Annotated in this window: 11 protein-coding genes; 2 read left to right on the forward strand and 9 right to left on the reverse strand. The window is 68.9% G+C overall.

Annotated elements, in window-relative coordinates; genetic code table 11:
- Positions 1-10 precede the first annotated feature (10 nt).
- The 5 genes from AC3A46_RS11275 to AC3A46_RS11295 all read right to left on the reverse strand — a co-directional run bounded on the left by AC3A46_RS11275 (position 11) and on the right by AC3A46_RS11295 (position 5,996).
- Positions 11-1,879 carry an alkyl/aryl-sulfatase gene (locus AC3A46_RS11275; RefSeq protein ID WP_487665253.1) on the reverse strand — a complete coding sequence of 623 codons (1,869 nt, stop codon included), beginning with the start codon at positions 1,877-1,879 and terminating at the stop codon, positions 11-13.
- 238 nt (positions 1,880-2,117) lie between these two features.
- Positions 2,118-2,762: a hypothetical protein gene (locus tag AC3A46_RS11280; RefSeq protein ID WP_487665254.1), complete on the reverse strand. Its 645-nt coding sequence runs from the start codon at positions 2,760-2,762 to the stop codon at positions 2,118-2,120.
- Between the two features lie 591 nt (positions 2,763-3,353).
- Positions 3,354-4,268: a hypothetical protein gene (locus tag AC3A46_RS11285; protein WP_487665255.1), complete on the reverse strand. Its 915-nt coding sequence runs from the start codon at positions 4,266-4,268 to the stop codon at positions 3,354-3,356.
- Between the two features lie 202 nt (positions 4,269-4,470).
- Entirely contained in the window at positions 4,471-5,412 is a 942-nt protein-coding gene (locus AC3A46_RS11290) for a GNAT family N-acetyltransferase (RefSeq protein ID WP_487665256.1), read from the reverse strand.
- The gene (locus tag AC3A46_RS11295) at positions 5,409-5,996 is read right to left on the reverse strand and encodes a dihydrofolate reductase family protein (protein ID WP_487665257.1); all 588 of its coding nucleotides are present in this window, start codon (positions 5,994-5,996) and stop codon (positions 5,409-5,411) included. The genes AC3A46_RS11290 and AC3A46_RS11295 overlap by 4 nt, the downstream gene beginning before the upstream one ends.
- A gap of 70 nt (positions 5,997-6,066) precedes the next feature.
- Here AC3A46_RS11295 and AC3A46_RS11300 point away from each other — a divergent pair, with 70 nt between their 5' ends.
- Positions 6,067-6,651 carry a TetR/AcrR family transcriptional regulator gene (locus AC3A46_RS11300; protein ID WP_487665258.1) on the forward strand — a complete coding sequence of 195 codons (585 nt, stop codon included), beginning with the start codon at positions 6,067-6,069 and terminating at the stop codon, positions 6,649-6,651.
- 138 nt (positions 6,652-6,789) lie between these two features.
- Positions 6,790-7,632, forward strand: a complete 843-nt coding sequence (locus tag AC3A46_RS11305) for a hypothetical protein (protein WP_487665259.1) — start codon at positions 6,790-6,792, stop codon at positions 7,630-7,632.
- Positions 7,633-7,710: 78 nt separating this feature from the next.
- Here the strand turns inward: AC3A46_RS11305 and aztD are convergent, their stop codons facing one another.
- The 4 genes from aztD to AC3A46_RS11325 all read right to left on the reverse strand — a co-directional run bounded on the left by aztD (position 7,711) and on the right by AC3A46_RS11325 (position 13,183).
- The gene (gene aztD / locus AC3A46_RS11310; protein WP_487665260.1) at positions 7,711-8,922 is read right to left on the reverse strand and encodes a zinc metallochaperone AztD; all 1,212 of its coding nucleotides are present in this window, start codon (positions 8,920-8,922) and stop codon (positions 7,711-7,713) included.
- A 162-nt stretch (positions 8,923-9,084) separates the two neighbouring features.
- Positions 9,085-10,287: an ABC transporter gene (locus AC3A46_RS11315; protein WP_487665261.1), complete on the reverse strand. Its 1,203-nt coding sequence runs from the start codon at positions 10,285-10,287 to the stop codon at positions 9,085-9,087.
- A gap of 149 nt (positions 10,288-10,436) precedes the next feature.
- On the reverse strand, positions 10,437-12,008 hold the full coding sequence (locus tag AC3A46_RS11320) for a molybdopterin-dependent oxidoreductase (RefSeq protein WP_487665262.1): 1,572 nt from the start codon (positions 12,006-12,008) through the stop codon (positions 10,437-10,439).
- A gap of 149 nt (positions 12,009-12,157) precedes the next feature.
- Complete coding sequence (locus AC3A46_RS11325) at positions 12,158-13,183, reverse strand: HoxN/HupN/NixA family nickel/cobalt transporter (protein ID WP_487665263.1); 1,026 nt, start codon at positions 13,181-13,183, stop codon at positions 12,158-12,160.
- Between the last annotated feature and the right edge of the window lie 39 nt (positions 13,184-13,222).

Here is a 13,222-nt window from a genome sequence, read left to right on the forward strand (position 1 = left end):
ACCTGCGCATTCATGGTGTGACGATGTTGAAGGACTTGTCACCGGGGTCGAGCACGTCCTGAAGCTGCCGCACTACTCCGATGTCGCCGACGATCTCGGCTCCACCGGAGGTGGTGTCGCCGTTGAACAGGGCGAGCAGGCGCGGTTTGGTCAGCGTCAGGCGGAGTTGTGCGTCGTCGGCCGGCGCCTTCTGGACATATGTCAGCAGCCCGTTGCGGAGGGTGAGCCGGAAGGACTGGCCGAGATCAGTGAGGGTGATGTCGATCGCGAGGTGCAGATCCCAGGCTTTCGGTCCGTTGACGGTGATCGCGATCGCGTCGAACAACTGCTCGGGAGTCAGCCGCGCGAGCACGCCGGGTGCGTTCGTCTCGGTCGGGGTGCCGAAGTTGCCTTCGCGGAGCTCGGTGGCGCCGGCGAGGAAGAAGTTCCGCCAGGTGCCGTTCTCGGCCCCATACCCGAGCTGCTCGAACGTGTCCGCCAGCAGCGCCTTCGCGGCGGTGTTGTCCGGCTCGGCGAAGACGGCGTGGTCGAGCAGGGTCGCCGCCCACCGGTAGTCGCCCTCGTCGAATGCTGCCTGCGCCTGCGCGATGACCTGGTCGATTCCGCCGAAGCCCTTCACGTAGCGCTTCGCGGCTTCGACGGGCGGGTGCGGCCACAGCCGGGCAGGGTTGCCGTCGAACCAGCCGAGGTAGCGCTGGTAGATCGCCTTCACGTTGTGGCTCACCGAGCCGTAGTAGCCGCGCGAGCTCCAACCCTCCAGGGCCGGCGGGAACTCGATGACCTCCGCGATCTCCGGTCCGGTGAGCCCCTTGTTCAGCAGTCGCAGCGTCTGGTCGTGGATGTAGCCGTAGAGGTCGCGCTGCGACTCCAAGAACGTCCGGATGTTCTCGGTGCCCCAGGTGGGCCAGTGGTGGGAGGCGAACAGCACATCGGTGCGGTCGGCGTACAGCTCGATCGCCTCGGTCAGGTACTGCGACCACATGTGCGGGTCGCGCACCACCGCACCGCGGAGGGTGAGCAGGTTGTGGAGGTTGTGGGTCGCGTTCTCGGCCATGCACAGCACCCGCAGCTGCGGGAAGTAGAAGTGCATCTCGGCGGGCGCTTCCGTGCCGGGCGCCATCTGGAACTCGATGTCCACCCCGTCGACAGTGTGCGTCTGACCGGTGGTCGTGATCGTGAGGGTCGGCTCGATCAGCGTCACCTCGCCCGTCGACAACGTCATCCCGAGTCCGGCACCGAGCTGTCCCCGCGGGCCCCGATCGAGAGCCGCCCCGTACATGTATCCGGCGCGACGGTTCATGGCGACACCCGCGTACACGTTCTCCGACACCGCGTGCTCGAGGAACCCGTCGGGCGCGATGACCTCGACCGCCCCCGAGGCGACCTCCTCCTCGGTGACCACGCCGAGCACGCCGCCGTAGTGGTCGGCGTGACTGTGGGTGATGATGACCGCCTTGACCGGGCGTTCGCCGCGGAACTTGCGGTACAAAGCGAGGGCTGCGGCACCGGTCTCCTTCGACAGCAGCGTGTCGACGACGATCACGCCGTTGTCGGTCTCGATCAGTGTCATGTTCGACAGATCCAGACCACGCACCTGGTACACCCGGTCGGCAAGCTCGAACAACCCGTGGGTTCGCATCAGCGTCGACTGCCGCCACAGGCTCGGATTCACACTCGACGGCGCCTCACCCTCGACGAAATCGAACGACGACGCATCCCACACGACCTCACCGGCCGCGTTGCGCACCTCCGGGGATTCCAGTGTGCCGACGAAGCCCCGCGCATTCGCGTCGAAATCCGCAGTGTCATCGAAGGGCAACGTCGACATCAACGCGCCATTGTTCTGCGCGATGGTCGCCGAGGGATCCAGCTGGTCCATAGTCATCCTCTCTCGCGGGCGGATACGCCCACTGCCACCCTCCCGAACCCACGCGCGGGGTGCAAGTGAACGCGCCACGACGGAGGAATTACGCGCAGGCGCGACCAGCGTCCGCTGTCGCGCCGCCGCACGCAAGCGGAGGGGTCTCGAGCATCGACTGTCTGTGCCGAGCCGGGGTCATGCACGCAGCGCCTCGGCCACCAAGCCGCTGCGGCTTGGCTGCAGGCAGGCGTGAGTCTCAGCGACGAGCGATCGAACGCACGATCACGCCCAGCAACACCACAGCGCCCGCGGCTGCGGCGATCACCACGCCGGGACGCTCACGGTAGGTCTGCTTCAGCTTGTCCGTCCACTCCGCTGCGACCGTCTTGGTCTGGGCGACAAGGCCGTCGAAATCGACGTTGTCGGCCACCTCCTGAATGCTGGCGGTCGCGGCCTTCGCGGCATCGACGGCGGCATCAGCGGCTCTTCCGGCCGCAGCCTTCGCATCGGACGCAGCGCTCTTGGCTCCATCGACGACGTCCCCGACCTTCTCGCTCACCGTGTCTGCGAGGTCGCTCACGGTTCCGGCGACGTCGCTCTTCGCGGCATGCGCGCCGGCCGAGACCTCGTCAGCAATCTGCTCCGCCGTGGCGCCGAGCGATTCTGCACCGTCGGCGGCCGACATGCGCACTCGCTCGGCGGCGTCGCGCGCCGCCTGTGTGGCTTCGGAGTCTCCCTGGGTGTCGGTCATTCTCGTCTCCGTTCGTCGTGCGGTCGCGCAATCGTATGCGCGCCACCCGTGATCGAGCATGAAATCGAGGTGGGGTTGCCAGCGGCGCAGACGAGTGCTAGTCCCCGGGGTGGCCGCTGCCTCCTCGCGGCCCGACGACTGCAGGCTCATCCGCGATGGGAGCCAGTTGTAAGAGACCGTCGGGTCGGGCGATGATCTCTATGGCGTAGGAGGCCAGCAAGAGGATGGCGGCGAGGGTGAGCGGCCACCCGACAGCCTTCCCCACTTCGCGGTGCGTTCCTGGTACATGGTGCGACTAACCCAATCGAATCACCACGCCCCGCCTAGATCATGGACACGGTTCCCGATACGGGGAACGCAAGCTGTTCGATCTCCCCGTGCGCGGTAGGCGGCCCACTTGCGGGCGCCGCTGCCGACACCGTCGACGAGGGCTGGACGCGATCGAGCTCAATGCGCGCCCACGGCTCCGCTTTCGTTCGCCGCACGCATCGAATCCCGAGGCGGCGAGAGCATATCCGCTGAGTGACATGGCCCGGTCCGGACCGTTGCCCCTGCAGGCGCTGGAGTTCACGTTGCGCACGCCGCGATTCAACGAGTATCCGTCACCCGAATAGGCACAACTCTGACGAGGCGCACCTCGCGGCGCTCAGTGCTCAGGCTTCAGCACTGATTAAGTCGGAGTCCCGCCGCGGGACGACATCGCCCCCGGGACTTCCGGGGGCGATGTCGTCAAGAGGGAAGTTACTGCACGGCCACAAACACGGTGTCGGTGACCATGCCTGGCCGGACGGCGAGGACGCCGTCGACGGGGGAGGGGACCTGGATAGCCGTGTTGCCGGTCGCGGACCCGCCGTTGTACAGCGTGCTCATGGTCGCCATCTGCGGCTCAGGCGCGACGAGGAGTTTGTCGAGCGAGTTGACGGTGGCGCCAGCGCCTGTCACGTAGTCGACGCCAACGAACGCGGGCAGCTGTCCGTCGGCATCGGCGCCGACGTAGGTGACCGTGTAGTTGATAATGATGTACTCGGTGCCAGCGTCGGGTGCCTCGTTGAACGGGTTGGCGGCGAGCACGGCGTCATTGGCGCCGAGCTGGACCGTGTTGATCACGACCCGCCACTCGTCGTTCTCGATGACCGAGCCGATCGGGTAGGGGTTCTCTCGCGTGCCTTCTTCCGCAACGGCTGGTTCCTCCTCGGCCGCGGCGTCTTCGCTGTCGGTCTCAGCAGACTCCGTGGTGACCGTGGTCTCGCCGCTGCCGAACGCGTCGTCGAACGCGACGGAGACGAAAGTGAAGAACACAACAAAGCCGACGACGGTGCCGACGATTGACACGATCAGGCCGGCGATGCCGAGGCCCTTGCCGCGTCCCTTGATGAATAGGGACACCAGGCCCAGGATGAACCCGATGGGCAGAAGCACCCATCCGATCACGAGCGCGCCAGGGATGCAGGCGAAGATGAAGCCGATACCGGCGACGATCAGGGAGACCAGACCCAGAACGTTCAGCGGCTTTTTCTGCTTCGGCGGCTGCGGCGCCGCACCGTCCGGCGCCGGCGTGCCGTAGTTGGGTTGCGAATAGGGCTGTGCAGGTGCAGGTGCAGGGGCAGCCGGCTGGCCGGCTCCCGGATCCGCCCCCACGGACTCAGGTGTTGTCATGATCGCAGTATGGCAGGCGTTGGGACGGTGTGTCTCATGTGTCGAGGCAATGGAGCCGGAGATGTTGCCGCAGCTGAGCGTGCGCCCGGGTTGCGGGTCATCGTGTGCGCAACGGGCGTTTGGTCAAGCTCTTTTCACGTAAAGACCGGCGTTCATGTCCACTCGCCGTTCGCAACCTCGGCGCGTCGCTCTCCAGGTCTGATCAGTGCCATTCCATGTTGATGAGCCGCTGGAACGTGCCGTAGCCCGAACGGGCGAACGCATTCGCCATGGGCCGGTTGCCGACGTCTGTCGAGGCGCGGATGTGGGGGGCGCCCGCCTCGGCCAGAACACGGGTGCCTTCGGCGAGGATTCCGTCGATGTAGCCGTTGCCGCGGTGCTCGGGCAGCACTGCCACATAGGCGACGATGTGGTGGTAGGAGTTGCGCGCCGGGAAGACGAAGCCGACGGCCTCGCCCGCGGCGTCGACGGCCACCCGCCACCACTGCCGGGGCGTCGTGTACCGCGCGAATTCCTCGTCGAACTGGGCGCGCGCGACCTCGTGCGGCGAGGCGTGCCCGAGCTCGCTGCGGCTGTGCGCGTCCAGCGTGCCGGTGAGGGCGCGCGTCGTCAGGTCGAGCACCTCGTCGTCGCCCCCGAAGTCGCGGAAGGTCAGGCGGGGATCCGGGGCGGGGACTCCTGTTCTCGGCTCCCATTGGAGGCGGAGCCGCTCGACGACGAATCGGGCGCCGGATGCCTCGAGCAGGGCCATGATCGTCTCGGTCGCGCGTCGCTCGGCCGGGTGCTCGCGCCAGTCGGCCGGAAGGTAGCGGGCGAACTCGGGCGGTGCCTCCTGACCGGCGATCACCTCGCGGTGCGCCGTTTCGAGCAGCGCCGCCCCGACCTCGCGCTCCTCGGCGTCGGAGAGAGCGTCGTCGAGGTCGAAGAGGTCCAACTGCGTGGCAGCTGTCGAACCTGACGGGATCCAGAGTGCGAGTCGTCCCAGCAGGCGGTCCTCGCGGATCGCGAGCCAGGTCCACTCGACCCGCCGGCGCCCCTGCTCGAGGTCGTCGGCGATCTCGTCGTTCAGGGCGTACGGGATGCGGTTGAAGAGCTCGATCTCCTGAGTGCCGCCGAGGTGGCGGATGTCGAAGGCGATACTCACGCGGCATCCGTTCGAATCCGGGTGTACCACTCGACCACGTTGCCGCCCTCGAACGAGCGCACCTCGTCGAGCGCGAACGCGGTGGGGCTGAACTCGGGGCCGAAGGCGGGTCTGCCGGCACCGGCCACCACCGGGTACCGCTTGATGACCAGCCGGTCGATCTCGTCGAGGAGCTGTCCGGCGAGCACGCCGCCGCCGGCGAGGTAGATGTCGAGCGGCGAGTCCTCCTGCTTCAGGGCGCGCACGGCGGCGATCGGATCGCTCGCGACCATCGTGACCGCCGGGTCGAGCTGTTCGAGGCCGCGGGAGACGACGAACTGGCGCAGGTGCGCGTACGGCGAGGTGATCCCGAGCTGGAGCCCGGGCTCGTAGGTGCGGCGACCCATCACGATCGTGTCGAACCGCGTGAGCGGGGAATCCGAGATGCCCAACTGTTCGCGTGCGTGCGTGGGCAGGGCGTCGCCGTAGTCGCCCACCATCCACGCCATGTATTCGTCGGAGCCGGGGAAGAAGTCGACTTCGTCGTCGGGGCCGGAGATGAAGCCGTCGATGGAGAGGGAGATGTAGTACGTGAGGTTTCGCATGGGTCCCTAGAGTTGGAGTACGGTATCCACTATATCCAAAGTGGTTTGAGAATGAGAGCGGGGATCTGCCATGGTGAGGAACGTGGAGCGGCGGCGCCACCTGCTGGATGCCGGGGTCGAGGTGATCGCGGCCGAGGGCGGCCGTGGCCTCACGTTCGGTGCCGTCGACCGCGCGGCGGCGGTGCCGACGGGCACCGCGTCCAACTACTTCGCGTCGCGTGACCAGCTGCTGGCCGAGCTCGCCGAGCACGTCTTCGTCCGGCTCGCTCCCGACCCCGGCGAGGCCGCCGAGCGCATGTCCGTGGAACCGACCCGGGAGAGCGAGCGAGGGCTGATGATGTGGCTCGTCGAACGAGCCCTCGCCGATCGCGCCGCGCACCTCGCGCTCTTCGAACTGCGGCTCGAGGCGACCCGCAATCCGCACGTCGCGCCGACCGTGACCCGGCAGTTCGCCGGCAACCTCGCGATCGCGACGTCGGACCACGTCGATCACGGCTTCCCGGGGGACCGGTCGACCGCTCTCGTGCTCTATCTTGCGATGAGCGGACTGCTGCTCGACCACCTCACGATGCCGCAACTGCTGGGCGCCGATGCCATCGCGGCGATCGTCGACACGATCGTCACGGCCGTGGTGCCCGAGCAGGGGATCGGCTGAGCGCCTTCCGCGACGCCCGGTCCTGCTGTGGTCGGCCGCAGCCCACGGCGGAGGAGCGTGCGCGCGTGCACTACCGGCGACAGGGCGCGCGGGAGTAGCTTCGCGATAGCCGGTTCCTGCGTGTGAGGCGGGTGTCAGATGATCCTGGTGATCGTATGCGGGGCGCTGCTGATCACGGGGGTGGCGCTCGCGATCCTGTGGAATGGCGAGCGGCTCACCGTGCCGCACTTTCCCGGGTCGGATGCACCCACACGACTTCATCGCGCCGGCTTGCGCTACTACGTGTGGTGGGTGTCGGTCTTCTTGGTCGCGGCCACGGCCTCGAGCATCCTCGTGACCGGCGCGGGCGGGCGGCTGGTGATGCGTCTGCTGGCTGTCACCTCGCCGCGGGCCAGGGGGCGGCTCACGGAAGCGGGGGAGCTCGTCGGGTTCATCACATGGGAGGGGACGCTCGCCTATCTTCTCTTCGGCGCGGTGCCGTTCGCGTTCGCATCGGCGCTGCTGTATCTCCTCGTCGAGCCGTGGCTTCCTCCGGGTCGACTGCGGGGCCCGGGTTTCGGTGCTCTGCTGCTGGTGACGGTGTCGCCCTTCGTCGATCCTCTGCGCTCCGACAACATCGACTTCGACATCGTCGGGCCTGGATGGCTCGCGGTTCTCCTCTTCGCCGGGCTCGCCGTGCTGCAGGGCGCGTTCCTCGCTGCAGTCGCGGGGCGATTGAGTCGCAGCCTTCCGCTCATGTCGCGACGCAACTGGCCGGCGACGACCGTCCCACTGCTCCCGGCGGTCGTGCTGTGGCCGCTCGGAGTCCTGCTCGCTCTGGCCGGACTCGTCGCGCTGGCATTCCCCCGCTTGCTGCCGGCATTGCTCGCAGCCCGCGCGTCGAGGGTGGGGGTCATCATCGGATGGATCCTGCTCGCGATCGCAATGCTCGCGGCGCTTCCGGCCTTCATCGCGTCGGTGGTCGCGATCTGGGCCCGATGACCTCCGCGAACCACGCCGGCCCTCCGAGTGGACGACATGGACTGCGAGGGCGGACGTCGAGCCCGCCCTCGCCGTGGATCAGCCGGCGGCGACCGCGATCTCGTTCGGTGTGACGTCGAGCGTCGTCGACGCCACGATCTCGCCGGTCGTGACGTCGACGGCGTGGATCGTGTCCGTGGCCGGCTCGGTCACATAGGCGATGTCGCCGAGGACGACGATCGCCGGGTGCGGGTCCTGCCACTCGGCGGGACCCTCCCATGCCTCGATCACGGGGAACGCGTCGGTGATCTCGCCGGTGGCGGGGTCGAAGACGTGGATGGATCCGTCGCTCGCGAGGATGTAGGCGAGGTCCTCGGGCCCGCGGGCGATGTCGCGGAACGTGTACTCGACGCCGTCGGGCAGGTCGACGACGTCGAGGGTGCCGGCCTCGGTGTCGATGACCGTGACCGCGTCGAGGAGGTAGCCCTCGGCATCCGGGTCGTTCTTGTAGTCGCCGACGACGAGCGGGCTCGTCTCGCTGACGTACGCGTTGCCCATGCGGCCGTAGGGCTGGTCGCGGGCGTCGAGCTTGAGGATCTCGCCGTCGCGGTAGAGGAGTGCGCCGTTCTCGCAGCCGAAGACGATGGCCTCGTCGGCGGCGGTCCCTTCGCCGTGCACGCCGGGGCAGGCGTCGCTCGTGGCGATCACTGCGCCGGAGGCATCGCTCGCCGAGATGCCGGTGCGACCGTCGGCGCCGCCCACGGTCGTGAGGAAGGTGCCGTCTTCGAGGACGATCGAGACGCCGTGGTGCGCCTCGGCGCCGGGCACTGTCTCGGCGGCGGGCAGCTCGTCGTCGGCTGAGAGCAGCGCATCGGTGTCGAAGATGGTGGTGTCGCTCGTGCCGTCGGCGTAGAGGATCGTCTTGCCGCCGTGGCGGACGACATGGCCCGCGGTGTCGGCAGCGAAGATCAGATCGGTGAGTTCCGGCTCGTCGGCGCTCCCCGCCGCGGTGTCGAGCACCTGGAAGCCCTCGCTCATCGTGACCAGCACGTGGCGGCCGTCACCGGCGTGGTTGAGGCGCGTGAACTCCTCGGAAGGGAGGTCGGCGACCGGCTCGAGGGTCTCGCCGTCGAGCACGAGGATGCCGCCCTCGTACGAGAGCGCGATCCGTGGCCCTGCCGCGGTGGCTCTCGGCGCCTCGGCTCCGGCGTCGACGGGCGCCGCGGGGGTGGATGAACAGGCCGCGAGGGTCGCGACGGCACCGGCGGCGACGGCGATCAGGCCGGCGCGACGCATCGTGCGTGTGCGCATGGGGTGCTCCTCTTTCTTGGTGGGGCTCACCGCGTGAGCCCGGTGGTGATGCGCTGCGAGTTCTCGCGCATCATGGTCAAGCAGTCCTCCGCGCCTTTGCGAGGACGGATGCTGCGAGCCCAGCCGGCAGCAGGGCGGCGGGCGCTGCGGGCACCCGCCGGCTCATCGACCGGTCGCCGCGAACAGGGCGGGTTCCGTCGGCGTCGCGAAGGTCCGCGAGATGCGGGCGGCGTCGGCGAAGTCGATCTCGTAGACGACCTGCTCCGCCGGCCCGTTGAGGTAGGCGTGGGCCTGGCCGGCGATGAGCGTCGGGCTGCCGGCATCCGTCGCGAGCGAGTCCGCGACCAGCGGCGCGGTCTGCGACAGCAACGTCCCCGTCTTCCCGTCGAACACCAGCACCCGCCCGTCCTCGGCGAGCGCGAGCACGTGCTGGGCCTCGTCGTCGACGGCGGTCGCCTGCACGATCGGCCGGTCGACCGCAAGCAGCGTCCAGGTGCGCTCGCGAGTGTCGAGCAGCCAGATGGCCCGGTCTCCCGCCGGCCCTGCGACCGTGGGCCGGCCGTCCCGTCCCGCGAACGCCGTCGCCGGCGGAGCCGTCGTGCCCGCGGGGTACGGGATGCGCTCGAGCTCGACACCGCCGTCGACGAGGGTCGCCAGGAGGGCGCCGTCGGCGCATCCGATGACCGCACCGACACGGGTCGTGACAGTGCCCCGCGCATCGGCGCAGTCGGCAGTGGCGCCGGGCTGCGGCATCCCATCCTCATCCAGAACCGAGACGGATGCCGCCACCCCGGCCTGCGGCTGTGTCACCAGCGCGTACCCGCCGATCGGCACGACCATTCCGTCGTGGGGGTCGACCTCCAGGCGGAATCGCTCGACGAGTTCGCCCTTCGACATCGCCGCGGTGTCGAGGAGCACCGCATCGCCGCTGTCGGCGAAGAAGACCCCGGTGCCGCCGGTGGTCGAGGACGAGGTCGTCGCCACGGTCGCAGGCCCGCGGCCCGGCACCTCGCCCAGCATCTTCGGTGCGGCGAGATAGTAGTGAGAGTGGTCGACGTGGTCCCACGTCCACCGGCCGCTGTCGACGATCGAGAGCCCGTCGCCGCCGTCGGCGAAGACATAGCGGCCGTCGCTGCTCGCGCGAGACGCCACCGGCACATCGCCGAGCTCCGCGACGGACTCGTCGAGCAGATCGAGCTGACGCACGGTGCCGCCCGGGTCGATCGTCACCACGGCCAGCGGAGGCTCGTTCATCTCGGTCGCCCTGGCCACGGCGCCATGGCCGGTGGATGCGGGACTCGCGGCGGGCGCGTCGGCCTCGGCGCTCGCGCAGCCGGCGAGTGCGAGCGTGGCGAGCGTGAGCATGGCGGTCAACGGGACAGATCGGTCGGGCAGCACAAGCGACGACCGTAGCGTTAATGAGAACGATTCTCAAAATCAGTTAGACTGAGTTCGTGCCCTCCGAACGTCGTTCACCGCGCTGTCTCTGCGCGCGGCCAGACCGGTACCCCGCATCAGCTCACGGAGATGAGGGACCTCTGCCAGCCCGATGACCCGTTCGGCGCGATGGGTGCCACCTCTTCGCGCTGCAGCTCGCCGTTCTTGTTCGTCGCCCGCACCGAGACGTAATGAGTTCCGGGTGCGGCATCCCATTCCAGGAACCACTGCACCCACGTGTCGGTGTTGATCGGAGTCGAGAGCGTCGCGGGCTGCCAGTCGCCGTCGTCGATGCGCACTTCGACACTTCGGATGCCGACGGATTGCGCCCATGCGACGCCGGCGATCGGGATGCGGCCCGCCGCGACCGGCTTGCCGATCTTCGGGGTGTCGATCCGCGACGAGAACTTGATCGGCGCCTGCGCGCTGTAGCCGCGGGGCGTCCAGTAGGCCTCGTCCTGCGCGAACGTGGTGACTTTGAGTTCGGTCAGCCACTTTGTGGCCGAGACGTAGCCGTAGAGACCAGGCACCACCATCCGGACGGGGAATCCGTGCTCGAGTGGCAGCGGCTCGCCGTTCATCGCCACGGCGAGGATCGCGTCGAGCCCGTCGTCGGTGAGCGCAGACAGCGGGGTGCTGGCGGTGTAGCCGTCGACGCTGCGGGAGAGCACCATGTCGGCGCCGGATCGCGGCCCGGCGAGGCGGAGGACGTCGCGCACCGGCACGCCCAGCCACATGGCGTTTCCGACGAGCTCGCCGCCGACCACGTTGGACACACAGGTCAGCGTGATCGCGTACTCGTCCAGCCCCATCGCCAGCAGCTCCTCGAAGCCGAGCTCGACACGTCGGTCGACCATGCCGTCGACCACCAGCCGCCAGCTGTCGGGATTCACGGTGGGTACGGTGAGCGCCGTGTCGACGCGGTAGAAGTCTCCATTGGGGGTGAACAGGGGCGTGAGGCCGGGGATGTCGAGCTCCGCGCCCGCAGGCACCGTCACGGTCGATCGTGCGGCGGGGAGGCGCAAGGCCCGCCGAACCGCCTCGACGGATGAGGTGGCCATGCTCACGGCTCTCGCTGTCACGCCGGCGATCACCGCGGACGCACCGGCGATACCGGCGATGACGAAGAACCGGCGCCGATCCACACCCGGGCGACTCGTGCTCGCCTGCTCACCAGGCTCCGGCGGAACGATCGAACTCCGCCATCCGCGAAGGCGCCGACAGAGCACGACCAGCACGATCGAACCCGCGACCGCTCCGATCACCGGCGGCAGGAACGCGAGCGGGGTGGCGCCGGCCCGTGTCACGATCGCCGCGACAGAGAGCGCCCCGGCGACACCGAGCGCGACGACGCCGAGGGGCGGCCGCACGAATTGCAGCACCCCCGCGATCGCGGAGGCGATCATGACCGCGAGCCCGAGTCCCGCCAGCAGGGCGACTTTGTCGAACTCGCCGAACGTGGAGATGGCGAGTTCCTTGAGCGGCTGCGGAACGACGTCGATCACAAAGGATCCGACGGCCAGGATCGGGCTGGCATCCGGGGCCACCGCGAGAGCGAGCACTTCGGCAGCCGCGAGGAAGACCGTCGCGCTGACCACGCCGGCGAGCGCGGCCAGCGCGAGGAACCTGCGCGGGCGACGTACGGTCACCGTGCACCCCCATCCACGAGCCGAGTGCTCGACGGTTGTTCGGAGCACCGTCCCGATCGGATCGGGGCGCGCAGGTTCAGCGGGGCGCGGCTCGCGCTCTCCTCCGACCGGTGTGCGACGAGGAGGTCGCTCCGTCGCGGCTCATGGTGTCAGCACGGACGATTCGCATCGACAGTCCCGGCCGTGCGCGGCGAGCGGGCGAAGATCCAGCTGATGAGCCAGGCGAACAGCAGCGCCCCCACGATGATCAGTCCGAACGAATCGAGGTCGGTCCCCGCGATGGCCTCCACGGGCGCCCACTGGACTCCGGCGGAGTCGACGAGCACGCCGCACAGGCCGACGGTTCCGACGATGAACGCGACGGTGACCGAGAGCAGGATGAGGGCGGCGTTGTAGCGGCGCCGCCGCTCGGGGCGATCCGCCGACCAGCGGTAGAGCCGCGCCGTGACGATGCTGTTGAGGCCGTCGCACGTCACCATCCCCGCGGTGAACAGCAGCGGCAGCACCATGGCGGCGTACCACGGCATGACGATGCCCGCCCCGCCCGCGATCAGGAGCAGCGCGATCGTCGAGGCGGTGTCGAACCCCAACCCGAACAGCAGGCCGACGATGAACATCTTCCACGGGGCATCCAGGGCCGCCGCGGTCCGCGCGATGAGCAGCGAGATCACACCACCGGGCAGGGGCCCCTCAGCGGCGACGTCCCCCCGCGCGCGACGGAGAAGCCGAACGAGGATGACCAGGTTCGCCGTCGCCATGGCCAGAAGGAAGATGCTCGACACCGTCGGGCCCCAGACGCCGGTGAAGATCTCCAGCGGAGAACCCTCCGCCCCGATCTGGGCGGTCAGCGCTCCGACACCGGCGGTGACGAGACCGACCGCGACCAGCACGACGGTGGAATGCCCCAGCGCGAACCACAGGCCGACGCTCGAAGGGTCCTTCCCGTCGTCCACCAGCTTGCGGCTGGTGTTGTCGATGGCGGCGATGTGGTCAGCGTCGAACGCATGGCGCATGCCGAGCACGAAAGCGGTGACGGCCAGACCGATCCCGAAGGTGGACGTCCCCGCCTGATAGTCCGCGGGCAGCACCACGATCGTGAACAGCGCCCAGCTGACGAGCAGCAGCGCGCCGGCGACGATCAGCACGCGGCGCGCGGTCGGTGTGATGCGATTCATGGATGCCTCGTTCCCGGCCGCATCGGTGGCGAGAGGCCT

The organism is Microbacterium sp. Soil_C_42 (assembly GCF_057656735.1).